Source organism: Draconibacterium orientale (genome assembly GCF_900111425.1).
In the GTDB taxonomy this organism is placed as follows: Bacteria; Bacteroidota; Bacteroidia; order Bacteroidales; family Prolixibacteraceae; genus Draconibacterium; species Draconibacterium orientale.
This window is the reverse complement of the sequence record NZ_FOHT01000002.1, coordinates 64906-91013: the sequence shown is the minus strand read 5'-3', so window position 1 is coordinate 91013 and position 26108 is coordinate 64906. Positions and strand designations below refer to the sequence as shown.

At 41.4% G+C, this 26108-nt stretch carries 22 protein-coding genes; 12 read left to right on the top strand and 10 right to left on the bottom strand.

Annotated features, from left to right (window positions below; all coding sequences use genetic code 11):
* The first annotated feature begins 6 nt into the window (after nt 1-6).
* The 5 genes from BMW53_RS01875 (at nt 7) to BMW53_RS01855 (ending at nt 4522) form a co-directional block, all read left to right on the top strand.
* Nucleotides 7-1128: a DegT/DnrJ/EryC1/StrS family aminotransferase gene (locus BMW53_RS01875; RefSeq protein ID WP_038557624.1), complete on the top strand. Its 1122-nt coding sequence runs from the start codon at nt 7-9 to the stop codon at nt 1126-1128.
* Nucleotides 1129-1199: 71 nt separating this feature from the next.
* A complete protein-coding gene (locus tag BMW53_RS01870) occupies nt 1200-1586 on the top strand; it encodes a GxxExxY protein (RefSeq protein WP_038557628.1) in 387 nt (128 codons plus the stop codon).
* A gap of 69 nt (nt 1587-1655) precedes the next feature.
* Nucleotides 1656-2222 carry an acyltransferase gene (locus BMW53_RS01865; protein ID WP_038557633.1) on the top strand — a complete coding sequence of 189 codons (567 nt, stop codon included), beginning with the start codon at nt 1656-1658 and terminating at the stop codon, nt 2220-2222.
* A complete protein-coding gene (locus tag BMW53_RS01860; protein ID WP_038557639.1) occupies nt 2219-3529 on the top strand; it encodes a nucleotide sugar dehydrogenase in 1311 nt (436 codons plus the stop codon). The genes BMW53_RS01865 and BMW53_RS01860 overlap by 4 nt, the downstream gene beginning before the upstream one ends.
* Before the next feature lie 54 nt (nt 3530-3583).
* Nucleotides 3584-4522, top strand: a complete 939-nt coding sequence (locus tag BMW53_RS01855) for a Gfo/Idh/MocA family oxidoreductase (protein ID WP_038557643.1) — start codon at nt 3584-3586, stop codon at nt 4520-4522.
* A 2-nt stretch (nt 4523-4524) separates the two neighbouring features.
* Here the strand turns inward: BMW53_RS01855 and BMW53_RS01850 are convergent, their stop codons facing one another.
* The 8 genes from BMW53_RS01850 to BMW53_RS01815 form a co-directional block, all read right to left on the bottom strand.
* The gene (locus BMW53_RS01850) at nt 4525-5817 is read right to left on the bottom strand and encodes a glycosyltransferase family 4 protein (protein ID WP_038557647.1); all 1293 of its coding nucleotides are present in this window, start codon (nt 5815-5817) and stop codon (nt 4525-4527) included.
* Nucleotides 5818-5819: 2 nt separating this feature from the next.
* Nucleotides 5820-6968: a glycosyltransferase gene (locus tag BMW53_RS01845; protein WP_038557651.1), complete on the bottom strand. Its 1149-nt coding sequence runs from the start codon at nt 6966-6968 to the stop codon at nt 5820-5822.
* The gene (locus BMW53_RS01840) at nt 6961-8352 is read right to left on the bottom strand and encodes an RNA/DNA-binding domain-containing protein (protein WP_038557654.1); all 1392 of its coding nucleotides are present in this window, start codon (nt 8350-8352) and stop codon (nt 6961-6963) included. The genes BMW53_RS01845 and BMW53_RS01840 overlap by 8 nt, the downstream gene beginning before the upstream one ends.
* A 142-nt stretch (nt 8353-8494) precedes the next feature.
* Nucleotides 8495-10030, bottom strand: coding sequence for a glycine--tRNA ligase (locus BMW53_RS01835; protein WP_038557657.1), 1536 nt, complete (start codon nt 10028-10030; stop codon nt 8495-8497).
* A gap of 571 nt (nt 10031-10601) precedes the next feature.
* Nucleotides 10602-10874, bottom strand: coding sequence for a DUF4834 family protein (locus tag BMW53_RS01830; protein ID WP_074780126.1), 273 nt, complete (start codon nt 10872-10874; stop codon nt 10602-10604).
* Between the two features lie 8 nt (nt 10875-10882).
* Nucleotides 10883-12253: a DUF5723 family protein gene (locus BMW53_RS01825; RefSeq protein WP_038557660.1), complete on the bottom strand. Its 1371-nt coding sequence runs from the start codon at nt 12251-12253 to the stop codon at nt 10883-10885.
* Between the two features lie 316 nt (nt 12254-12569).
* Nucleotides 12570-13283, bottom strand: coding sequence for a head GIN domain-containing protein (locus BMW53_RS01820; protein ID WP_038557663.1), 714 nt, complete (start codon nt 13281-13283; stop codon nt 12570-12572).
* A 175-nt stretch (nt 13284-13458) separates the two neighbouring features.
* Nucleotides 13459-14172 carry a head GIN domain-containing protein gene (locus BMW53_RS01815; RefSeq protein WP_038557666.1) on the bottom strand — a complete coding sequence of 238 codons (714 nt, stop codon included), beginning with the start codon at nt 14170-14172 and terminating at the stop codon, nt 13459-13461.
* Between the two features lie 1508 nt (nt 14173-15680).
* Between BMW53_RS01815 and BMW53_RS01810 the strand changes: the two genes are divergently transcribed.
* The 6 genes from BMW53_RS01810 to BMW53_RS01785 all read left to right on the top strand — a co-directional run bounded on the left by BMW53_RS01810 (nt 15681) and on the right by BMW53_RS01785 (nt 22249).
* Entirely contained in the window at nt 15681-17348 is a 1668-nt protein-coding gene (locus tag BMW53_RS01810; protein WP_051568159.1) for a S41 family peptidase, read from the top strand.
* Nucleotides 17349-17522: 174 nt separating this feature from the next.
* Nucleotides 17523-18368: a mechanosensitive ion channel family protein gene (locus BMW53_RS01805; RefSeq protein ID WP_038557669.1), complete on the top strand. Its 846-nt coding sequence runs from the start codon at nt 17523-17525 to the stop codon at nt 18366-18368.
* 14 nt (nt 18369-18382) lie between these two features.
* A complete protein-coding gene (locus BMW53_RS01800; RefSeq protein WP_051567733.1) occupies nt 18383-19336 on the top strand; it encodes a mechanosensitive ion channel family protein in 954 nt (317 codons plus the stop codon).
* A gap of 6 nt (nt 19337-19342) precedes the next feature.
* Nucleotides 19343-19771: a nucleoside 2-deoxyribosyltransferase gene (locus BMW53_RS01795; RefSeq protein ID WP_038557672.1), complete on the top strand. Its 429-nt coding sequence runs from the start codon at nt 19343-19345 to the stop codon at nt 19769-19771.
* A gap of 117 nt (nt 19772-19888) precedes the next feature.
* Nucleotides 19889-21295, top strand: a complete 1407-nt coding sequence (locus tag BMW53_RS01790) for a Gfo/Idh/MocA family protein (RefSeq protein WP_038557675.1) — start codon at nt 19889-19891, stop codon at nt 21293-21295.
* 21 nt (nt 21296-21316) lie between these two features.
* Nucleotides 21317-22249, top strand: coding sequence for a sugar phosphate isomerase/epimerase family protein (locus BMW53_RS01785; protein WP_038557678.1), 933 nt, complete (start codon nt 21317-21319; stop codon nt 22247-22249).
* Between the two features lie 56 nt (nt 22250-22305).
* Here the strand turns inward: BMW53_RS01785 and BMW53_RS01780 are convergent, their stop codons facing one another.
* Nucleotides 22306-22707, bottom strand: coding sequence for a DUF2752 domain-containing protein (locus tag BMW53_RS01780; protein ID WP_051567734.1), 402 nt, complete (start codon nt 22705-22707; stop codon nt 22306-22308).
* A 6-nt stretch (nt 22708-22713) separates the two neighbouring features.
* Nucleotides 22714-23004: a CD225/dispanin family protein gene (locus BMW53_RS01775; RefSeq protein ID WP_051567735.1), complete on the bottom strand. Its 291-nt coding sequence runs from the start codon at nt 23002-23004 to the stop codon at nt 22714-22716.
* A gap of 488 nt (nt 23005-23492) precedes the next feature.
* Here BMW53_RS01775 and BMW53_RS01770 point away from each other — a divergent pair, with 488 nt between their 5' ends.
* A complete protein-coding gene (locus BMW53_RS01770) occupies nt 23493-25973 on the top strand; it encodes a TonB-dependent receptor (RefSeq protein ID WP_038557681.1) in 2481 nt (826 codons plus the stop codon).
* Nucleotides 25974-26108: the final 135 nt, after the last annotated feature.

Genomic DNA, 26108 nt, shown 5'->3' with positions numbered 1-26108 from the left:
ATTGATATGAAAACCATACACATGTGCGACCTCTACGGCCAATACCTCACGCTAAAAGAGGAGATCGATGCGGCCATGCAAGACGTAATAAAATCAACCTTATTTATAAAAAGCGGGAAAGTACTCGATTTTGAGGAAAAACTGGCAACTTATTTAAACACCCATGTAATTAGCTGTGGAAATGGTACCGATGCCTTACAAATGGCCTATATGGCCCTCGGCTTAAAGCCAGGCGATGAGGTGATTACAACACCCTTTACTTTTGTGGCAACGGTTGAAACGGCTGTGCTAATGGGATTAAAACCGGTTTTTGTTGATGTTGACCCGGGCACGTTTAATATGGATGTCAATCAGCTTGAAGCTTTGATTACCCCAAAAACAAAAGCTATTGTTCCGGTGCATTTGTTTGGGCAGTGTGCCAATTTAGAAGCGGTTATGGGCATTGCCCAAAAACACAATCTGTATGTAATTGAAGATGCCTGCCAGGCCCTGGGAACCGATTATATTTTTAAAAATGGGACAAAACAAAAAGCCGGCACTATTGGAGCTATTGGTTGTAATTCGTTCTTCCCCTCGAAGAATCTTGGTGCTTTTGGCGATGGCGGGGCTGTTTATGCAAAAGATGAAGAATTGGCGGGTATTATAAGGTCGATTGCCAACCACGGCATGAAAGCCAAATACCAATACGAACGCATTGGTGTAAATTCGCGTTTAGACAGTATTCAGGCCGCTATTCTTGAGGTGAAGCTAAAGTATTTCGATAAGCATATAAAAGCCCGTCAGGAGGCAGCAGCATATTACGATGAACATCTTTCGGAGTTGGAAGGAATTGAAATTCCGGAAAGGGTGGAATACAGTACGCACACCTTTCATCAATATACCATTAAAACCGAAAAAAGGGATGAATTACAGGCTTTTCTGAAATCCAAAGGAATACCATCGATGGTGTATTATCCCGAGGTTTTTCATTTACAGGAAGCGTATAAGTTTTTGGGGTATAAGGAAGGTGATTTCCCGGTGAGTGAACGATTAACAAAAATAGTTTTATCGTTGCCTATGCATACTGAATTGGATGAGGAGCAGCTGGAGTATATCGTCGGAAACACTAAAGAATTTTTTAGTCGTTAACCGCAGAGACGCGGAGACGCAATGAAAGTACGCATAGCGCCTTAGCGCCTACGCGGTGAAAAAGGAAGAACATGAATAAAGAAAGATACAATCAACTTTCAAAAGAAATTTTAGATGCTTCAATCACTGTTCATAAAGAAATGGGGCCGGGATTGTTGGAATCGGTTTACGAATTTTGTTTGATGAAAGAATTGGAATTACGCGGTATTGTTGCCAGGAATCAGGTTCCGGTACAATTAATATACAAAGGATATGAATTAAATAAGGATTACCGCATTGATATTTTGGTAGAAAATGAAGTAATAATAGAACTAAAAGCTGTTGAGGTTTTGTTGCCGGTTCATGAAGCACAAATAATTTCACATTTAAAACTTACTGATAAGCGACTTGGATTTTTAATTAATTTTAATGTTCCACTGCTAAAACAAGGGTTTAGAAGATTTGCATATGATTTTTAAGATGATAATTGTAAAGGCATAATAAATTGAACATTGCGCCTTAGCGTCTCAGCGGTAAAAGAAATAATTATGGAAAGATATTACGCACACGAAACGGCCATCATAGACGAAGGAGCAAGGATTGGCGAGGGCTCAAAAATATGGCATTTCTGCCATGTAATGGGAAGTGCCGAGATGGGGAAAGACTGCATATTAGGCCAAAATGTTTTTGTTGGCAACAAGGTAAAGCTGGGCAGTAATGTTAAGGTGCAAAATAATGTTTCGTTATACGAAGGTGTAATTTGTGAAGATGATGTTTTTTGCGGGCCATCGATGGTTTTTACCAATGTAATCAATCCGCGAAGCGCCGTTGAGCGAAAAACTGAGTTTAAGCCAACTCTTGTCAGGAAAGGGGCCAGTATTGGTGCCAATGCAACTATTGTGTGTGGAACTACCTTAGGAGAATATTGCTTTATCGGTGCAGGCGCAGTTATTACAAAAGACGTTAAGCCATTTGCGCTGATGGTTGGTGTTCCTGCAGTGCAAAAGGGATGGGTAAGCCGGAGTGGTGCGATTTTGGGCGCAGATCTGGTTTGTCCTGAAACCGGAGAAAAGTATAAATTAGCAGGCGATAATTTAGAATTAGTGAGCGAATGACATATAAAAAGCAAATACTGGATAAAGTAGCCGAAAAGCAACTGTTAATAGGAGTTGTGGGTTTGGGCTATGTGGGATTACCGCTGGCCGTAAGTTTTGCACAGGAAGGAAATAAAGTGCTGGGTTTCGACAAAGCCGAGGCAAAGGTAAAAAAAGTCAACGCAGGAGAAAACTTTATAGGAGATATAGAGGACTGGGAGTTGGAGCAGGTGGCAGAATCCAATTATCTTAAGGCAACAAGCGACTTTTCGGAATTAAAAAATTGCGATGCCATACTTATATGTGTACCAACACCTCTTGATCGCTACAAAAAGCCTGATATGAGCTACATTGAGGCGGCTTGTACAGAAATAGGCAGGAACATGAAAGAAGGTACCTTTGTCAGCCTTGAGAGTACAACGTATCCAACGACTACCGAAGATTTTATGCTGCCCATTATTGAACGTGAATCGGGATTAAAACAGGGCGAAGATTTTTGGTTGGCGTTCTCTCCGGAGCGGGTAGATCCGGGAAACCAGGATTTTAAAACCAAGAATACCCCCAAGGTGCTGGGCGCTTTAACTTCCGATGGACTAGAGATTGGCGAAGCGATCTATAAACTGGCCATCGAGAACGTACATCTGGTAAGTTCTCCGCGGGTAGCCGAAATGGTTAAGATTCTGGAAAACACCTACCGCCTTATTAATATTAGTCTTATCAACGAGTTGGCATTACTGGCCGGCAAAATGGACATTAATATCTGGGAGGTAATTGATGCCGCCAAAACCAAACCCTTTGGATTTCAGGCTTTTTATCCCGGGCCGGGAGTAGGAGGGCATTGTATTCCGCTCGATCCTTTTTATTTGGAGCATATTGCAAAAAAATTCAATTTCGAATTAAGTATGATACATACGGCCGGGCATATCGATCTGTTGATGGCGCACCGTATGACCCTAAAAATTACCTCGGCTTTAAATCGTCAGAAAAAAGCGCTTAACGGAAGTAAAGTTTTGTTTTTGGGAGTAGCTTATAAACCCAACATTGATGACGAACGAGAATCTCCTGCATTAAAAATTATTGATGAAGTGGTAAATAAGGGGGCAGAGGTGAGTTATCACGATCCTTATATTCCGGAAATAAAGACAGAAGGAGACCGAATTTTTACCAGCACAAACCTAAGCGAGGAAATCCTGAATGATGCCGATTGTGTTGTAATTACCACCCACCACTCGGTATTTGACGCTGAGTTTATTGAGCTTAACTCGAAACTTGTGGTCGATTTAAGAAATGTAATTAAAGAGGCGTCAGACAAAGTATATAAATTATAGTTTTAATTCAAAGTCAGTGTAGTATTCAGGGCTTTGTACCAATTTGTAGTATTAATGAGTAAACGATTTGCACTAATAGGAGCGGCAGGATACATCGCCGACCGCCATATGAGAGCCATTAAAGAAACCGGCAATGATTTGATTTGCGCCACCGACAGGTTCGACGTAATGGGGCGTATTGACAGTTATTTCCCCGAGGCCGAGTTTTTTTTGGAGCACGAGAACTTTGAAAAGTACATGGACGACCTCCGTATGGCCGGAAATCCTGTTGATTATGTAAGTATTTGTACACCGAACTACATGCATGCCTCGCATATTCGTTTTGCTTTACGAAATGGTGCCGATGTAATTTGCGAAAAACCCTTGGTGATTTACCCCAGGGAATTGGATGTGTTAAAGGAAATTGAAAAGGAAACCGGAAAGCGGGTAAATACCGTCCTTCAATTACGTTACCATCAAACTATTCTCGATCTGAAAAAGAAAGTTGATGCGGGTGGGGATAAAATGTATGATGTAGATTTAACTTACATGACTACCCGCGGCAAATGGTACTTTAAAAGCTGGAAAGGCGAGATGGAAAAATCAGGAGGAGTGGCTACCAATATAGGAATTCACTTTTTTGATATGCTTACCTGGATTTTCGGAGCGGTAAAAGAAAATGTGATTCATGTTTACGAGGCCGACAAAGCCGCCGGTTATCTTCAGTTGGAAAAAGCCCGTGTGCGTTGGTTTTTAAGCCTCGATGCCAGAGACTTGCCGGCGTATGCTACAGAGCGGGGAATGCGTACTTTTCGATCGATTACCGTAAACGGCGACGAAGTGGAATTTAGTGGCGGCTTTACTGATTTGCATACCGTAACCTATCAGAATATATTGAATGGTAATGGTTTTGGCTTGGATGATGCGCGCGAAAGTATTGTGCTTACCGATTATGCCCGTAACACAAAACCAGTTGGATTGAAAGGGGATTATCATCCATTGTTGAAAGGATAAGGCTATTTTGTTGCAATATCAATAATTTTTTTTGCCAGATTTTTTCTTGAGTATTCTTGAAAGGAGTTGCTGTTTACCCGTAATGCATTTTTTTTGAATAACTCATAGTAATCCCGAATGGTTTTTTCCATGCCTGTTTTGTCGTTAAAGTTATGGCAGGAACCGGATTGTGTTTCACTAATAATTTTTGCATAGTCGGCAATTGTTGGACCAATCGCCAAAATGGGGCGTTTTAAGGCAAGGTACTCGTACATTTTCCCGGGAAGAATTCCCATAACGTTAGGCGCATTATTTAACGGAAGTAGCAAAACCTGCGAAGATTTCAGTAGGGATAAGCCTTTTTTATGGGGAAGATGCTCAATGATACACACATTATCATACAAATTGCAATTTCTGATACTCTCCAATATGGTATTATCTGTTTGGCCAATAAGTTGAATTTTTAAGTTCGCTTTAAAACTGTTGTCCTCCTCTGCAAGTTTCTGCAATATACTCCACAGATGAACAGGATTCCTGTCTTTATTAAAGGCCCCAAAGTGTGAAATTGTAAATTCCTTGTCAAGCTTATCTTCTGCAAATTCAAAGTCTGCCGGATCATAACCGTTGTTAACAATTTCAATTTTCCTGTTTGCAATTTTCGAAATATCTCGTGCACAGCCCGGGCTTACTGTAATTACGCTATCTGCTTTCGTTAGCACCTTTTTTTCAAGCTTCCGGTGTTTTTTATCTGCCCATTTGGTCAACCTTAATTTTGAGTAAAAATCAATATCAGTCCAGGGATCCCTAAAATCGGCTATCCACTTAATGTCCGGAAATCTTTTTTTCAAACCTAAAGCAATTAAATGCATGCTGTGTGGTGGCCCTGTTGAAACGATGGCATCAATATCGTTCTCATTTAAATATTTTGATAAATACTTAATTGAAGGCCTTATCCAGAACATTCTGGGATCGGGAATTAAAAAGTTTCCGCGGATAAAAACAGAGAGTTTGCTTTTCCAGTTACCCGAAGAAGCTTCCGAAACATAGCCGGCTTTAAACTTTGTATCTTTCTTTTTCCCGGTTAAAAAGCGGTAAATATCGTAGGGTTCCCATATGGGATATTTTAACACCGTGGTATTTGGATGAATTTCCTGTAATAAGCTTTCGTCGTTAACCGAGGCATCCGGATTTTCGGGCGTGTAAATTATTGGCTGCCATCCTTGTTCGGGTAAATATTTCGACATTTTTAACCAGCGCATAACACCGCCTCCTCCACTTGGTGGCCAGTAATAAGTTATAATCAGAATTTTTTTCATGGCTAAAGCGATTGGTAGATTTGTATTAACTTTTCCACAAACACCTCCCACGAATATTTTTTTTTCTCTTCTGCAGCATTGGTGCTAAATTCCGATTCCTTTTTTAGCTCATAGAATCTGTAAATGGCATCGGCAATTTCCTGTTTATCGGAATTTACCACATAGCCCACTTTTTCGTTGGGTATCAGTTCGGCCAGGCCTCCAACGTTGGTGGTAATCATGGGTTTGTTAAAATGATAGGCAACTTGTGTTATTCCACTTTGCGTGGCTGTTTTGTAGGGCTGTACCACCACATCCGAAGCGCAGAAATACTTGTGCACATCGGTATTCGGAATAAAGTCGGTTCGCAGTTCAATGTAATCTTGCAGTTTATTCTTTTTTATGATTTCCAGGTACTTATCCGGCTTGGAGTAAAACTCTCCGGCAATCAATAACTTTGCCGGAAGTTCGCGCAATTTATTATCGGCAAAAGCTTCCAGCAGTATATCGAGGCCTTTGTAATCGCGGATAAATCCAAAAAACAGAATGTAATTTGTTTTTGCATCCAGCCCAAGTTGTTCTTTGGCTGTTGCTTTGGGAATTATTTCTCCAAAGTTGTCGTAGAGCGGGTGCGGTGTATAGCTGCGTGGTTTTGTGGTGTCAAACTGATTCAGGTCGTTCAGCACACTTTTCGACATGGTGATAAAAGCATCAACATTTTTCACAAAGTACTTCGACAGCAACGAATCGCCCGGCTTTTTCTCGTGTGGAATTACATTGTCGGTGATCGCGATAACTTTGGTCTTTTTGTTTTTCCTGACGATTTTGGAAATCGTTCCAAGGCACGGTCCCATAAACGGTATCCAGTAGCGCAGAATCACCAGATCGGGTGCTAGTTTTTTCAGGTACCGGCCAACTTTTATCCAGTTAAACGGATTGATGGAGTTAACCATTACCTCAATATCCAGGCCTTCGGGAGGTGTTTCTTCCGAATATTGCGTTTTCCCGGGAAACAAAATCGATGGGTACTGGAGGCTGAATGTGTATATTTTTACTTCGTCGCCATTATCGATAAAAGCCTTTGCCATTCGTTCGTTGAAAGTGGCAATTCCGCCGCCTCGGAGGGGGTAGGCCGAACCTACAATGGCAATTTTTCTTTTTTCCTTAGTCATTTTGTTTTGGTTTTACAATTTCCCAATATCCGGTTTTTGCGCTTCCAACCCTTTGGATAATATTAAGTTCGCGTAATAGTTTGAGGTCTCTTTTTATCGTTTCTCTTCCGGCACTGCAAGCTATTGCAAGTTTGGCAATGGTTATCGACGGATCAATTTTTATTCGATTGATAATCTGTTTCTGTCTTTCATTTACAGGCTCATTTACAGGCTCATTTACGGGCTCATTTACAGGCTCATTTGCAGGCTCATTCTTTTTGTTAGCCAATGACAATGTAATTTTAGCCTGTATATAACCACTTAAATCTGAGACGCTAAACTGTAAGTCGGGATAGTCCGAGAACCATTCTCTGAGTCTTTTGTAGCCTGTTCCGTATTTCTCGATATCGCCTGTAAGGTAAAAAGCTTCTGTAAGCAGTTTATTCCTGTGTCGGGAAATGTAGTTGTCGGTATAAAGGTCTTCAATTTTAAGTCCTTCCATGAGTTTCCCGGGATTTGTAATTTCAATGCTTTCATCAAAAATCTTTACAATAACATCGGTAGGGGTGGAATAATCGCGATGAACAATGGCGTTTAGCAATAATTCCCGGATCGCAGGAATGGGATACTGCCAATGTTCGGTTCGTTGTAAACCTGTTCCCCCAAATTTAAAACCAAGCCTGATATTTTTCTTGATGAATGTTAATGCTTCTTCTACCGCCAGAACCAAGGGGCTTCGAATCATTAAATCATCAATAATTGTCGTTTCTGATTTAAAACGTCCCAAGTGAATATTCGTCAGGTGGTTCCCGAATAACAACTCGCTGGCCCGTGTTAGCCTGTTGTTTTTAATTAAACCAAGCCTGGCAAAATCGTGTTTAATGTTGCCTGATAACTGAAATCGGCCTGAATTTCCGGATTTGTTACGGAAGACTTCGATGGCATCTTTATCTAATTCTTCAAAGTCTGTGTCAACTTCAAATGAATCAAACGAATAATTCAGACTTGTAAGTCGAAGTTCGGTAATTTCGTCGGCAGACAAGATATGATTTGAATTCATTTTTCTTATATAGTGTCTGCCTTTGCACGATACAGGTTTTATAGGGAATTCGTTAACCGAAAATACAACAATTGTTTTGTTGTTATATTTAATGATTTTGGTATCGGGAATTATTGCAGGTTCGGTAGTTTGTTTTATTTCGTTTAACCATTTCTGAATTGTTTCTTCCGTGATGGAGATTCCTGTCGGTATTCCCTTGTTGTTCACTCCAATCAGAATTTTTCCTCCGTCAGTATTTGAAAATGCGACGATTGTTTCTATTACTGCTTTATTGAATGACTGTTTATATTCAACAGTATTACTTTCTCCTTGAAAAATAATATTTTTTAAATCATCATTTGTCATTCTAAAAAAAATGAATTGGCGATTATGTTGTTTCGATGGATAAAGATATTAGAATTTACCTAAACAGTTCAGGTTTTGTTTTTTAATAAAAAGGGGATAAGCACAATGCCTATCCCCTTTTTGTATAATTTTTTGTAGATGTTTACAATTTTCCAAACAACGTTTTGTAGCTCACCTGCTCGCCAATAATTTTACCCAGATCGGCAATGGCAACACGCTCTTGCTCCATGGTATCGCGGTAGCGGATGGTAACCGTGTTGTCTTCGGCTGATTGATGATCGACAGTTACGCAGAACGGCGTACCAATAGCATCCTGACGGCGGTAACGTTTACCAATCGAGTCTTTTTCGTCGTACTGACAGTTGAAATCAAATTTCAGTTCGTCGATAATTTCGCGTGCTTTTTCAGGCAGACCGTCTTTTTTAACCAGCGGCATAACGGCCAGTTTTACCGGAGCCAGTACCGGAGGTAATTTCAATACTACACGGGTATCTTTTTCCAGTTGCTCTTCACAGTAACTTGCTGAAATTACCTGCAGGAACATGCGGTCGACACCAATCGATGTTTCCACAACATAAGGAACGTACGATTCGCCCAGTTCAGGGTCGTAGTAACGTATTTTTTTGCCTGAATATTCTTCGTGTTGCGATAAATCGAAGTCGGTACGCGAGTGAATACCTTCCACTTCTTTAAACCCGAATGGGAATTTATACTCCACATCAACAGCAGCGTTGGCATAGTGCGCCAGCTTTTCGTGCTCGTGGAAACGGTAGTTTTCGTCGCCAAAACCAAGTGCACGGTGCCATTTCATACGTGTTTCTTTCCATTTTTCGAACCAGTCGAGCTCGGAGCCGGGACGAACAAAGAATTGCATTTCCATTTGTTCGAACTCGCGCATACGGAAAATAAACTGACGGGCTACAATTTCGTTACGGAAAGCTTTACCAATTTGGGCAATACCAAACGGAATTTTCATACGGCCGGTTTTTTGCACATTCAGGTAGTTCACAAAAATACCCTGTGCCGTTTCGGGGCGAAGGAAAATTTTTGAAGCACCTTCAGCAGTCGATCCCATTTCGGTAGCAAACATCAGGTTAAACTGGCGTACATCGGTCCAGTTGCGCGAGCCTGAAATAGGGCAAACAATTCCTTCGTCTTCAATAATCTGCTTTAATCCTGCCAGGTTGTTGTCGTTCAGTGCGTCAGAAAAGCGGGTATGCAGCGTGTTCCATTTTTCCTGGTTAGCCAGAACGCGAGGATTGGTTTCGCGGAATTGTTTTTCATCAAAAGCATCGCCAAAACGTTTTGCTGCTTTGGCCACTTCCTTGTTCATTTTTTCCTCGTACTTTGCCAGCTGGTCTTCAATAAGTACATCGGCACGATAGCGTTTTTTCGAGTCTTTGTTATCGATTAACGGATCGTTAAAAGCATCAACGTGGCCCGATGCTTTCCAGATTGTGGGGTGCATAAAAATGGCCGAATCCAACCCAACCACATTTTCGTGCAACAACACCATGCTGTCCCACCAGTATTTTTTGATGTTGTTTTTCAGTTCAACACCCATTTGTCCGTAATCGTACACTGCGCCAAGCCCGTCGTAAATCTCGCTCGATTGAAATACATATCCGTATTCTTTGCAGTGCGCTACCAGTTTCTTGAAAATATCTTCTTGTGCCATCTAACTATAATTTCTGAATTGTGAACGCAAAAATAGGATAAAATTCTAAAGTACAGGGGAGAGAGCCGGAAGATTAAGGATTAGTGATTAAAGATTAATAGAATATTAGGGAGTGAGTTATTGAGGAAATGAGGAACGGAAAATCTTCAGCGATTGGATTTGATTGAATGGAGATTGATTTTAAGATTGAAAGAAGATTGCGAAATTGATAAACTGTGAAATTGTAGGTCTCAGCCCGTATTCATTTCAGGGACAAGTTACGAGCTACGGATTTCGGGTTTTTCGTCTTTGTGGAACTTTGTGGTAGAAACCTTTTAAACACGAAAATGCTAAGACACGGAGTTTTTTTGAACCACATAGAAACATAGGACACAGTAGATTCGATTTACGCGCTAAGCGATTTAGAACTGCTAAGCGCATAGAATTAGCACTGCTAAATTGTTCTATTGCAAAATTGTAATGATGTTAACTGCAGACTGCAAACTTTCTTCCTGTTTATGAAAGTAAAAAACATTAATCTTTACACGTTATTTCTTACTTTTTCCTTTAAACTTTTTCCTTTTGCCTTGTCTTAATCTACTTCCTCAAAGTCAACATATTCGCCATTGTCCTGGTTGTTCCTGTTGCTTGAACGTCGGTTTTCAACCGTAACTTCGCCTTCAGGGCGTTTGGGGTGTTGCTGGCGTTGCTGCTCCTGCATTTTTTGCTGCATATTTTTCATGCCCTTGTCGATTATTTTAGGGAAGAGATAGCGCACAATAAAGCGAAATCCGAAGTAGATAACAGCAATTATAACGAGTGTTCTGAGGAATCCGACGATGTATAGTGTAATAAATAAAGTCATAACAAAAACTAATTTGGCTCGGTGGAAAATAATAAGTTCACACCAAACGACAAATTTAAATTTTTTGCCTTAGATGGTTGCACCAGCCGGGCAATATTATTTGTTGCCAGGTAAAGTTGTACTCCTCTGGCCGTGTAGCTACAGGCAAAACCGGGCATAACCTGCTTAATGTTATAAAGATTCAGTCCGCTGCTTAATTCGAAACGGGTTCCTAAAAGCAGATTGAAATAGCCCGCTAAATAGTTGTTGGCATCTCCGTTGTAGTAAGTGAAGTTGTTGGCAAAATTCAGCGTCATTCCATCGTTTATCCGGTGTGTTACCATCAGGTTTAGCGTTACCGGAAGCAGTTCGTACCGGCGCTGGGCAAAAGCCTCAGATGTTGTTTTATAGGGCAGCGAATCAGTTAGGGCATCTAAAGCTGCCCGGGGTTCAAAATAGTAAGCGGCAGCAGAGTCGGAAGACTGGTAGAGATGCGTATAATCTATCGACCCGACGAAGGTATTTTTATAAGCCTTGTAGTTTAAGGTGGTAAAAGCAATATCGGTAATTGCCGCCGCAACGGTGGTTTCTTTGTTTAGCTGGTAGGTGAACCCCAAATCGATGCCGGCTCCCATATTTTTGAACTTAAAAAAGTAATCTCCGGCAGTAAAATCGGTTTTTATACTTGTTTTTCCTTTAAGCGGGTCGTACTGCACATCAATTGGGCCTGAAATTCGATAACTACCTTCCGGAATAACTTGCAGAACCTTCCTGTCTTCATCGGTGTGTACTATTACATTTAGGTTTTGGATGTCGTAAAACGCGCGGCCAAACAGCACTTTTGGTCGTATGCCAACACTTAGTTTCCTGTTAACTTGTTTGGCATACGAAAAAGCCAGTTCTCTGAAAACTTGTGTTTTAAACGAGAAGGGGCCAAATTCTTCTTCCTGCCCATAATAGGGAAGAAGCCCCTGATCGATAAATTTCAGAAACTCGTGATCGAAATTTCCCCAACCCAGAGCTCGTTCCGAAAGGGAAAAACTTAAGGTTCGTTTATCGTTTCGGTGACTTAAATAAACAAGTGGCAGCGTTGCATAAGCTACAGCATCGCCGGGTTTGCCTAGAGACGTGTAAAAATTATCGAAGCTATAATCGAAGTTTTCGGTAAAGAAATAATCGGCCGAAAAATTAGCATTCCAGTGAAGTGCGGCTCCTGACAAAACCGGAAGACCAATCACCAGCTTTTCGGTTTTATTATGAAATGCCGGATTGGACTGCGACGATTGACTCACCTCCGACAAAAATTGCAGCGGATTTCCGCTTTGTGCTGTTGCCGGAATTTTGCAAAGTGCAGTAAGCAGAATGAGTACGAATCCTATTTTTACGGCTAAGTTTTTCATTTAACGATAACGATTATTTATACGCTAACACGCCGCTGGCGGAGAATACGCAAATAATCATTTCCCTTCAGGAAAATCATTTTACCTTTTTGTTTAAATACAACGTAAAAATATGGTTTCTATTTGATTCGGAATGTTTTGGTCGCAAAAAAAAGGTGGAGTCTCCACCTTGATATGTTTAGAAAAACGAACGGTGATAACACTGATTAAACTGATTTTTGCTGATTTGTATGTCTGCTAATTTTTCGATTGCAAACTTGTTGTTACCTGTTTTCAGCGAAAATCAGAAAAATCTGTGTCATCAGCGTTCTGCTAATTATCGCTGGCTAACATCGCCACCGCTCGATTCATCGATGTCTCTGATGGCGGGATTTCCATGGTAATTAATGTCCGATCCGCTGCTGGCATTGGCATACAGTTCGTCGCTAACACTCACGGTAATATCTGATCCGCTGCTGGCATTGGCATGGCAAATTACCGATTCAAGACTGCCGGCTTTAATATCTGAGCCACTGCTGGCATCAACGCGAAGTGTTTTTACCTTGCCATGTAATCTGGCATCGCTGCCACTGCTGGTATCAACCGACAGATTTTTGTAAAAAACTTCAATCTCCAAATCCGAGCCGCTGCTGCAGCTTACCTCAAGCGATTCGCCTTCCAGCGTATTGGTCGATCCCACATCGGAGCCCGATGAGGCCGAAAGCTCTTTCAGCTCTTTTACGGTAACATAAACTTTTCTGGTTTCGTTGCCGCTGCTCCAGTTAAACCAGTTGCGGCGTTTCATGTAAATTTTAAGTGTTCCGCCTTCCACTTCGGTAATCAGATCGTTAATCAGGTCATCGTCGGCAACAACTTTTACTTCTTCGGCATTGCCCATTGTAAGGTAAAGGTCGATTCCGGTTGATACTTTTATGGCATTAAAACCACTGATTTGGCGCGTTTGGGTTTCGTCGCGGTTTCCGGCAAGTACTGTTCCGTAGCTGGTAACAGCAATCATAACCAGGAATAGAAATTTTGAGAATGTTTTCATACGATTAAATTGTTTGCTTATTAAGCATCGTATGGAATTCGCATTTTGAATTTAATTTAAATTTCAATTGGTGTGAATCCATATTATATGCTCATTTCATGTGCTTTATTTTTTGTTTTTTTTGAATTGAGACTGTTGAAAAGACGTAGCCAAAAATGGAAAGTTACAGTTGTGGCTAATTTTTTATCACATTTCCGCCCGACGATTTGCTTATTTCTATACTTGGCGGATTGCCGTTATAAAAAACATTGCCACCGCTGCTGGCAGTTGCCTGCAGTTCGTTTTCGGTGCTTAACCAAATGTTGGCACCGCTGCTAACATTTGCCCGGGCCGATTTTGCTTTTAAATCTCCGGCTTTAATGTTCGATCCCGAACTGGCTTTGGCGTTTATTGAACTGGCATTTCCTTCGAGAAAAATATTCGATCCCGAACTGGCTTTCGCTTCTACCGCACCGGCATTAAGCGAGAAGGTTAAATTGGCACCCGACGAAACCGAAAGATCGATGTCGTTTACTTTTAATACATTTTCAGAATACACATTGCTGCCCGATGATGATTTCGCTGCTTCGAGTTGTGGCAGTGTAACAAATACTTTCAGGCTGCTTGCATTTCGAATGATGTCGATGGCTTTTATTTGTAGTTCCTCACCGTGTAGCTCGGTAACAATGCTGTTGTGCAGGTTTTCATCGGCTTCAACAACTACTTTATAATCGTTTCCCATGGTAACATAAACATTCATTCCGCGACTTACATCTAAAGCATTAAAATCTTCAAGATTCCGCTCCTCGGTGGTTACATTTCCATTTCCTTTAACGGTTGATTGCAATAAACACGAAGAAGTAAAAAGCGATAAAATGATGGCCGAAAGCAATACTGTAAACTGTTTCATAACTTATTGTCTGGTTTATAATTGTTATGCAAATTATTGAAACCATACGAATACCGGAGATTATTTCGTTAAACCGGGGTATTTTGTCGGTAAGCAGGAATTGAACGCAGAGAATTTAGAATGATAATTAACTTTTTTAGAAGTAGGAAGAAAGTTTTCAGTTTACAGTAAATCGAATCTACTGTGTCCTATGTCTCTATGTGGTTCAAAGAAATCTTCGTGCCTTTGAGTCTTCGTGTTTAAAAGTTTTCTACCACAAAGTTGCACAAAGACGAAAAACTCGAAACTCGCAGCCCGAAACTCGTTACCCAAATGAATTTCGATTGCAGTAGGAAGAAAGTTCTCAGTTGGCAGTTTAGCAACGTGAATTCTATGCGCTTAGCGCGTAAATCGAACCTATTGTGTTCTATGTTTCTATGTAGTTCAAAAAAACTTAGTGTCTTGGCGTCTTCGTGTTTAAAAATTTTCTACCGCAAAGTTGCACAATGAAGACACAAAGTTGCACAAAGACGAAAAACCCGAAACTTGCAGCCCGAAACTCGTTATCCAAATGAAATTCGATTGCAGTAGGAAGAAAGTTCTCTGTTGGCAGTTTAGCAACGTGAATTCTATGCGCTTAGCGCGTAAATCGAACCTATTGTGTTCTATGTTTCTAAGTGGTTCAAAAAAACTTAGTGTCTTGGCGTCTTCGTGTTTAAAAATTTTCTACCGCAAAGTTGCACAATGAAGGCACAAAGTTGCACAAAGACGAAAAACCCGAAACTCGTTACCCAAATGAAATTCGATTGCAGTAGGAAGAAAGTTCTCAGTTGGCAGTTTAGCAACGTGAATTCTATGCGCTTAGCGCGTAAATCGAACCTATTGTGTTCTATGTTTCTAAGTGGTTCAAAAAAACTTAGCGTCTTGGCGTCTTCGTGTTTAAAAATTTTCTACCGCAAAGTTGCACAATGAAGGCACAAAGTTGCACAAAGACGAAAAACCCGAAACTTGCAGCCCGAAACTCGTTACCCAAATGAAATTCGATTGCAGTAGGAAGAAAGTTCTCAGTTGGCAGTTAGCAGCGCCAATTCTATGCGCTTAGCGCGTAAATCGAATCTATTGTGTTCTATGTTTCTATGTAGTTCAAAAAAACTTAGTGTCTTGGCGTCTTAGTGTTTAAATATTCAATCAGAAAAAAGCCGGCAAATTAAATTACCGGCTCCCAAAACATCTATCTATTAACCACTAAGCACCGTGTTTAAAACGATCACGGGTTGTTGGTTTCGTGGAAATTACATCCGATTTTTAAGATTTTGACGGCGTAGTTACAAAAAGGTTTAATGCTGCGTTTTTTTAACGACCTTTAACTTTTCGGCGTTAAAAATGTTCTACCATAAGCATAAACAGTTGGTTTTAATATAAATTAACGTAATGGATTACCGGCTGGCGTTACCGATATCAGGCAAGATTTGTTACTTTTGGCAGTTCGGTACAATTGTGCTGAAAGTGAATTCAGAAAAGAAGGAATTATGAAGAAAAGATTATTAATAGGAATAACGATAGTTGCGGTAATTGGTATTAGCTTTTTCAGCTTTACCCGCGACGAGAAGAATTTTGAAATTGCAAAGAATCTGGATATTTACCATACCTTGTTTCGCGAGTTGAACATGTTTTATGTTGACGAAGTGAATCCGAACGACCTGGTAAAAACCAGTATTGATGAAATGTTATCCTCGCTTGATCCTTATACGAATTATATTTCGGAAGATCAGATGGAAGATTTTCGGTTTATGACCACCGGCGAATATGCAGGTATCGGAGCGTTAATCAGCAAACAAAACGACAACATTATTATTGCCGAACCTTACGAGGGATTTCCGGCACAGAAATTTGGCATAAAAGCGGGCGACATTATTCTTGAGGTTTCGGGGAAAGATACCAAAGATATGAACACCGAGGATGTGAGCACGCTGTTAAAAGGGCCGGCCAACAAACCTGTTACCATAAAATTACAGCGACCCGGCCAGAAAAAGCCTTTTACCGTTGATGTTGTTCGCCAAAAAATCAGTATCGACGCTGTTCCTTATTACGGAATGATCGATCAGAATACGGCCTACATTCGGTTATCGAATTTTACAACCAACTGTAGCGAAGATGTAAAAAAGGCTTTCCTGGAACTAAAAGAAAATAATCCTGACGGACTAATCCTCGACCTGCGAGGCAATCCGGGCGGTTTATTGGTTGAAGCTGTAAAAATCGTAAACCTCTTTGTGCCGAAAGGCGAAGAAATTGTTAGCACCCGCGGTAAAGTAAAACAGTGGGACAAAGTGTATAAAGCAACGGCTGAACCTTTGGACACCACAATGAAAATTGCCGTTCTGGTAAACAGCGGATCGGCATCGGCATCCGAAATTGTTTCAGGGGCTATTCAGGATCTCGACCGCGGAATTATTGTGGGTACACGCACATTTGGAAAGGGATTGGTACAAACCACGCGCGATTTAAGCTACAATACAAAACTGAAAGTTACTACCGCTAAATATTACATTCCGAGTGGCCGTTGTATTCAGGCGCTGGATTACTCACACCGCAACGAAGACGGTAGTGTAGGACACGTTCCTGATTCGCTTATTTCTGAGTTTACAACAAAAAAAGGCCGTAAAGTTTACGATGGCGGTGGTGTTGTTCCTGATGTGAAAATTGAAGGCGACAAACTCAGCAGTTTAAGTATCGAGCTGGTTACCCGTTTTTTAATTTTCGATTTTGCCACTAAATATTCAAACGAAAACGAAAGTATTCCGGAGCCGGAAGAATTTTCGATTACCGATGACATTTACCGGCAGTTTGCCGATTTTGTTGAACAAAGCGGCTTTAACTACGAATCGGCATCGCAAGACGATTTAAAAGAGTTGTTGGAGACGGCAAAATACGAAAAGTATTACGAGCTGGCGAAAGAGGAGTTTGATGCACTGGCAGCCAAAATTGAACCGGATTTGGATAAAGACTTAGCGGCGTTCAGACCGGAAATCAGCGATTTGCTCGAAAGCGAGATTGTTTCGCGTTTTTATTACCAAAAAGGATCGATAAGAGCATCGATTAACGACGACAAAGGAATTGCAAAAACAATAGAAGCATTACATTCTGAAACAGCTTATGCCGCTTATTTTAAGCCCGGGCTGGTAGTTGGAATGAACTAAGAAATACGTTTCTTACAGGAAGAAAGGAGGTCTTTTTTAAAAGGTCTCCTTTTTTTTCAACCATACTGCCCATTCGTTGTTGGAATAATTAAACGAAATCATTAACGCCCTTAAAACTTTTCAAATCTGTCGGTTTTTAGTACTTTTCTAACTCCAATTGTTTGATAAAGAGTTATGACATTTAAAGAGATTTTAAATACTGAACTATACAGCAAAGGAGATTTTACAATTACAGTTTACAACATCTTTCTGATACTAATTGTAGTTCTGATTACCTTAATTGCGCTAAAAATAGTCCGGCGTTTTTTCAAGCGTTTCATAAATAAGCAAGAAGCCGAACGGCGCTCGTATTGGTCGATTTACCTGATATTGAGGTATATCGTATGGGTGATTATTATCGTTTTTCTTTTAGAGTCGTCGGGATTTAGAGTGTCGGTTTTACTGGCCAGTATTACGGCCCTTTTGGTGGGTGTTGGTTTTGGTATTCAGCAGCTGTTCAGCGATATCGCCTCGGGGATTGTATTGCTGGTAGAACGCAACCTGCAGATTAACGATGTTATTCAGCTGCAAGACGGAACCGTGGGGCGGGTAATACATATCGGGTTACGCACATCGCGATTAAAAACCCGCGACGATATTATTCAGGTTGTGCCTAATTCTAATTTTGTAAACGATAAAATTATCAACTGGAGCCACATGGATTACAACACCCGCTTTTCGGTTGATGTGGGTGTGGCTTACGGATCCGACACCAGGCTGGTAACTCAGATTCTGCTCGATTGTGCTGCAAAAAACAACAATGTTTCGCATTCGCCAAAACCTTTTGTCAGGTTTAATAATTTTGGCGATTCGGCACTCGAATTTCAGGTTTTCTTTTGGGTGCGCGAATCGTTTTACGTTGAAAATACAAAGAGCGAGTTGCGTTACGCCATCGATGATGAGTTTCGGAAAAATGGCGTGCAAATTCCTTTCCCGCAGCACGATATACACATTAAAAGTACTGTTGAACAACCAAAATAAACTACACTTTTTATATGAAGAAAATCATCAAATTTATTATCCCGTTTTTATTGCTGCTTATAGCGGTATATTTTCTGGTTTTTGTCGAAAAGCGCGAACTGGTTTCACCCGATTATTATAACTTTTTTAAAAAAGCAGGTTCCATTTTGCTCATCGTAAGTATTGCATGGAGTTTGATGGCCATTTTGCGTGCCTTTAAAAAGGTTATCCTTTCCAAATTCGACACTTCAAAAGAAGATAATTTACGCCAGCGCAAGTTTCTTACGCAATTCAATATCATGGAAAGTATTATTTATTTCCTGATTGTTTTAATCGCAATTGGAGCCTCGTTAATGTTGTTCGAAGAAGTGAGGCAGCTGGGAATCAGTCTTTTTGCATCGGCAGGTGTTGCCGGTATTATTATTGGTTTTGCAGCACAAAAACTTATTGCAACCGTTTTGGCCGGGTTGCAAATTGCCATTACCCAGCCCATTCGTATCGACGATGTGGTTGTTATTGAAAATGAATGGGGACGAATTGAAGAAATTACACTTACCTATGTGGTGGTAAAAATCTGGGATCAGCGCCGTTTGGTGGTTCCATCCACGTATTTTTTCGAAAAACCATTTCAGAACTGGACACGAACCTCTGCTGAGATTTTGGGAACCGTGTTTTTATATACCGATTACCATGTGTCGTTCGATGCGTTGCGCAAAGAGCTAACCCGCCTGCTTGAAAGCACTCCGCTGTGGGATAAACGGGTGAATGTGTTGCAGGTTACCGATGCCAAAGAATATGGTGTTGAAATACGAGCTTTGGTAAGTGCCAAAGACTCGCCAACTGCATGGGATTTGCGGGTTTTTATCCGCGAGAAAATGATTGAATTTATTCAGAAGAATTACCCCGAAAGTTTACCGCGAACGCGTGTTGTATTTGAACAGGGAGAACAAAAGTCAACCACCGATTTGCTAAACAAAACAAAAGCCTAAATATTAATGAAGATTTATTTTGCCGGTTCTATACGTGGAGGCAGACAAGATGCCGCCCTGTACGAACAAATCATTCAATACCTGAAATCGTTTGGCGAAGTGCTGACTGAGCATGTTGGCGATCCGGCATTAACCAGTGCCGGCGACGATGGGCCAAACGATCAGTTTATTCACGATCGCGATTTGAAATGGCTGCAAAGCTCCGATGTAATTGTGGCTGAAGTAACTGCCGTTTCGATGGGAGTTGGTTACGAAATTGGCCGGGCAGTGGAAATGGGAAAACCGGTGCTATGTCTTTTTCGCGAAGGGCCAAAACACAATTTATCAGCTATGATTGCCGGGAGTAAAGACGTTGTACTTATTCATTATTCAGATATTGAGGAACTTAAAAAGCCACTTCAGGGAAATTTGTTTTCTTTTAAGGCATCTAAATAGAATTAACATTATCAGGGCGAATACATTTTTTAATTTTTCATTGCGTCCTTTTGACAAATTCAATTATCTTGTGTCGAATTTCGAAAAACATTTGATCACTAATAAAAATCTAAACCTATGGATTCGAAGAAATCAAATCAATTAGACCGAAGGAAATTCCTGGGTCTTTCAGCACTGGGTTTATCCAGTTTGACCATCCTTCCGAGTTGGACAATCAACGGTGTTAAAATCGCTCCAAGCGACAGAGTTACAATGGGTTTTATTGGCCTCGGACAGCAAGGCATGAACGACTTCCGCAGTTTCTCGGCAGTTCCCGGAGTAGAAGTAGTTGCAGGTTGCGATGTTGACAGCATGAAAACAGAGCGTTTTAAACGTACCGTTGAAGAATGGCAAAAAGGTCTTGGCTTATCTCCACGCGTTGACAAGTATGAGCAATACGAAGAGCTACTTGAGCGTAAAGACATTGATGCAGTAGAAGTTTGTACGCCCGACCACTGGCATGCTTTAATGACTATTCATGCTTGTCAGGCCGGTAAAGACGTGTATGTTCAAAAACCACTTTCTTTTACCATTGCCGAAGCCGAAAAAATGGTTCGCGTGGCAAACGATACAAAACGTATTGTTCAGGTAGGAAGCCAGCAGCGTTCAAGTGCTGAATTCCAAAAAGCAATCGCATTGGTTCAAAGTGGCGCTATCGGTCATATCGACAAAGTATATGCTAAGGTGGGCGATCCGCCTGCACCACTTGATTTACCTGAAATGAAAGTTCCCGGTAACCTGAATTTCAACCTTTGGATGGGACCATTGAATGATCCTAAAATACATTACCACCCTGATCTTTGTCCTCCTATTTCGCTCGATCCGGCGGAAAGAGAAAAATTATGGGGTGCATGGCGTTGGTACCGCGAAACCGGTAACGGATTTACTGCCGACTGGGGCGCGCACATGTTCGATATTGCACAGGCTGCTATTGGTATGGATGGTTCAGGCCCTGCTGAAATTATTCCTAAAGGAGTTGATGGTGCCGACTACCTGACTTTCAAATACCTGAATGGTGTGGTAATGACAGAGCAACCTTATTTAGAAGACATGCCTGCTGCACAGGGAATTAAATTCATCGGCGACGATGGTTGGATTGAAGTAGCTCGCGGATACCTGGCTTGTTCAAAATCAGAATTAGTACCTGATGAATTAAGAGGAAATCGTCCGAGAAACCTGACTCCGGAAGAGCGCAGAAAAATGTTCGAAGAAATGCAGAAAGCACAGGCAAAAGGCGGTGGCAGCTTCGAGATCAGTTCTCCACACATGGAAGATTTTATCAGCTGTGTTCGTTCTCGTCAAAAGCCAATTGCTCCGGTTGAAGTTGGTGCAAGTACAGCTATCACTTGTTGTTTAGGAAACATGGCTACCGAATTACAGCGTTCGGTAAAATGGAATCCTGCAACACACAGCTTCGGAACCGATAAGGAAGCATGGAACCACCGTTTGTATGATTACGAATACCGTGGTTCGTATAAACTATAAATCAACCAACAATTAAACCTTATGGATAAAAGAGAATTTTTGAAAAAAATGGGTCTGCTTACCGCCGGAGGTATGGTAGCAGGTTCCATTAAGCCTGCCAGTGCTGCGGCTATGGTTGGAAGGGGCAAAAAGGAAATTGGTTTGCAAATTTACTCGGTAATGCGTGAATTGAATGCTGATGTTCCGAATGGCTTAAAGAAAATAAAAGATATCGGTTACAGCACCATTGAGCTGGCCGGTTACGGCAATCGCAAAATGGGTGAGTATTCGGTTGAAGAGTACCGCAAACTCGCCGATGATGCAGGATTGAAAATTACAGGATCGCACGTAAATCCTCCTACCCGTGATATTACAAAAGATAAACTGGGTGAGCTTGCTGATTTCTGGAAAAAAACCGTTGAAGACCATGTAAAGTTTGGCGTGAAAACGTTGGTTCAGCCAATGATGCCAAATGTGCCAACACATGATGCCGTAAAAGTGGTTTGCGAATCGTTTAACCAGGCTGGCGAGATTGCAAAGTCAGCAGGTATTAAATTTGGCTACCATAACCATCATATGGAATTCGGCCGAATCGTAAAACCGGAAGACAAGGATAAACAACGTAATCCGTGGATGCCGGTTGGCGACGTAATTTACGACTTGTTCCTGAATGGTACCGATCCTGATCTGGTATTCTTCGAAATGGATGTTTACTGGACGGTGATGGGAGCTAACGATCCGTTGGAATACTTCGAGAAGTATGCAGGCAGATTCCCTGTGCTGCATATAAAAGACCGCTCGGTTCTTGGCCAGTCGGGAATGATGAACTTTAAAAACATCTTTAACAAAGCGTACGAAAATGGTTTGGAAGGTTTCTATGTGGAACTGGAAGGAATCAGGGACGGAAGTATGACTCAGTTTGAAGGTGTTGAAAAATGTTTCGATTTTTTAAATGAAGCTTCATTCGTGAAGTGATCCTAACCAAATTGAATATACAAAACGGGTGCGTTTTCGCATCCGTTTTTTTGTTCCTAGCCTACAGGTGCAAGCACATTAAACGGATACCACGGCAGATTTCGCGCAATCCAAAACACAATTACTATGGCTAAAACAATCAGGGGCGTTTGTTTTTTGTAGAACAGGTTCGGAAGTTTCCACCCGAAAGCTTTATTCAGCAAAGGATACAGGTAGTGGTACAAAATAAAAAGCGCTGCCGGAAGAAACAAAAAGTTATACCCCACCACACCGGCAAAATCGAAGTGCAATAAACTGTGTAAGGCGCGTTGCGAGCCGCATCCCGGGCAATAACCCCCGGTTAGCGAGTGAAACAGGCACTGCGGGAATATTTCGTGTTGGGCCGGGTCGACTACAAAAAAAAGAACTGCTACCCCAATAATTACGAGTAGCAGTATGCTATTGATGGTTTGTTTCATCTATTATTAATTAAAAGCTCCCTGCATTATTCCTGCAAGTACGCCAAATACTGATAGCATTGCAAAAAGTATTATCCAGGCAAGTCCGGCAGCAAACGATACCCAGGCCCATATTTTTGCATTTCTGCTTGCTGATTTGGCTGCTTCGTAATTTCCGGCATTCCAGTGCGAATTTACCTGCGCGGCAAAAACAATGGCTACAATTCCAAAAATTTTTCCACAAAACAAGGTGGCAAGAATGGCAAATACCAAATAATTAGGCGGTGGTACTTGTGGTTTGTTTATTTGTTCGTTCATGATAAGTAGTTTTTTTAAGACTTGATGAATAGCAAAGTTAAACGAACGAATAAGTATAACAAAGTATATGTTGCAAAATGCAGCTTGAAATTTGAACCTTATATATCTTGAATGTTAAACTAAATCTTAAAATATATTAAAATTAACCATCAATTTGTTGTCTTAATTTGTGGTGATTCCATTCGCATTATTTTTGCAATCCTTATGGATTAAGCAGCAGAAGGCACTTTTTCCATAGATTTTAAGTTTTGGTAGAATGCCATCCGGGAGGGTGGCATTTTTTTTAGCGCCTACCCAAATGGACGTCGTTGTTTTTTTAGAAATGGGCCGATTCCGAAACCACACCAACTACTGAGAAACCACACTTTTTAAAGCCGGCAGCAGTGCTGAAATACGTTAACAACTAATTAACACGCTTGGGTTAAACTTAATAAGGAAATAACGGTCTTAATATAATAAACAGAAAAAAGGAAACAATTTAAACAGCAATGAAGTACTTGAAGAACGTAATTTTAATTGCCCTTTTATTTATAGGGGTAAATTCTTATGCCTTACTTAAAAATCCTGTAATAGAGAACGACCCAAACGATGATGGTAAGGGGAAGATCGTTGGTACGATCGTGGAAAAGGATACAGAGACTCCCATGGAATTTGCCAATATAGCCGTTTATAAAGAGGCCGATTCAACCCTCGTAACCGGAGGTATTACCAACGAAAAAGGCGTATTCGAAATAACAAATTTAGATTATGGCAATTATTACCTTGTGGCCAATTTTATAGGTTTCGATGAGGGAAATGTAGTGGATATTAAGCTGGATCGTACCAACCGTGTACATGATTTGGGCGAGATCAATCTGGCTCCTTCAACCGTTGCCATTGGCGAGGTTAACGTGGTTGCCGATAAAGCTGCAGTAGAATATAAACTCGACAAAAAGGTGGTTAATGTTAGCCAGGTTATCAGTGCCATTGGCGGTACTGCCGTCGATGTTCTGGAGAATACTCCTTCCGTTCAGGTTGATATTGAAGGAAATGTTTCGTTACGCGGATCGGGAAATTTTACCGTATTAATAGATGGCCGCCCGAGTGTTTTGAGTGGTAGCGATGCGTTGCGCCAGATTCCTTCTTCCGCAATCGAGAATATCGAGATCATTACCAATCCATCGGCAAAATACGAACCCGATGGGGCAGCCGGTATCATTAACCTGGTAATGAAAAAGAACTCGATGAACGGACTGAACGGTATTGTAAACGCCAGTGTTGGAACGGGCGATAAATACCTTGTCGATTTAATGCTGAATTACCGCTTTGAAAAACTGAACCTGTTTTTTGGAGCCGACTGGCGCGATGAGATCAATCACGGAAAAATGGCCTCGGAACGCGAAACGTATTACAGCGATACCACCGAATATCTGAATATGGCTGGCGATCGGAAGTGGATTCGGGGAGGACACCGTTTTAAGGGAGGTGCAGATTTTTTCCTGGGCACTAACACTACCTTAACTCTTTCAGGAGAAACCGGAACATCAGAACGTGGAAACGAAGGGGGTGGCCGAACGGAAAACTTCACAATTCCGGCATCAGAACAAATCTTGTCAATCAGCGAAGAAACCTCGGAACGTAATAACGACTTTTACACACTGAATATGAATTTTCAGCATAAATTCGATGATAAGGGACACCGTATTGAAGCCACCGCCTTTTACTCGGATGAGACCGGAACCGACAACGAAATTGAAGGTGAATTGCTCGCCGACGGCAATTTTAATCCTACCAACGAGTATTTGTCGAATGTTTCGACATTTGAAACCGAAGATGAGCAAGACATTCGTTTAAAATTGGATTATACCTATCCGTTTAGCGAAGATGGCCGTTTTGAGGCCGGTTACCAGGGGCGCCTGGAAAGTGAAATGGAAACGCTTGAATTTCGCGATTACGATCAGGCAACCGACACCTGGATCATAAACGAAAATTATTCGAGTGCTACCGATTTTCAGCGCGATATACATGCTGCCTATTCTACCTACAGCAACAAGGTGGGCAAACTGGCATACATGGCCGGGTTGCGCGGAGAGCTGACCATTCGCGAAATTAAGAATACAAGTGCCGAAAATGTTTCGTCGCTAAATCGGTTCGACCTGTTCCCAACAGCGCACTTTTCGTATCCGCTGGCACAAACTGCCGATGTTACCGCAAGTTACAGCCGAAGGATAAACCGACCAGGTGGCCGCGATCTCGACCCAACACCGAACTACTACAACCGTTACACCATTCGTTACGGAAATCCCGATTTGGAGCCGGAATACACCAACTCTTACGAACTGGGTTTTATGAAACGTTTCGGGGAAACACGTTCGTTTGTTTCGGTCGATGTGTTTCGCAGGGTAACCAACAATAAAATCGACCGCACACAGGAACTGGGCGAAGATGGCATTTTTTACCTATACACCGACAATTTTGATAAAGACTACAGCACCGGCCTTGAAGTAACCGGAAACCTGAGTTACAAAAAGTGGTTGACTGTTAATGCCAGTGTGAATGTTTACGATTATAAAATTACCGGCGAGTTGAATGGCGAATCCATCGACAGGCAAAGCACCAACTGGGGAGGGCGAATGAATACCACGTTTAAATTTGCTGAAAATTCGAGGCTTCAGGTAAATGCATTTTACCGCGGTAAATCAGTATCGGCGCAGGGCGAAAGCGGAGCCATGTTCTTCACCAATGTTTCGTACCGTCAGGAGTTTATGAATAAAAAACTTTCGGCTACGGTTAGCGTTCGCGATCCTTTGGGAACGGGGCGTTTTGAACGTACAAGCTATGGCGACGACTTTAATAGCTGGTTTCGTTTTGAACGCGAACCACGTGTAGTAATGCTTACGTTGAGCTACAAGATTAACAACTTTAAAGAAGAACGTCGTGGCGAAGGTGGCGGCGATGGCGGAATGGATATGGGAGGAGGAGAATTTTAACGCTAATTAGCAAAGACAATACTACAAGATGCCGTTCTTTTTAAAAGAATGGCATTTTTTTTATTTCAAGAAAACGTACTAAAACAAGGGTGTTGAGGTGCTAAATGTATCTTTTTCAGATAAAAACGCATTTGG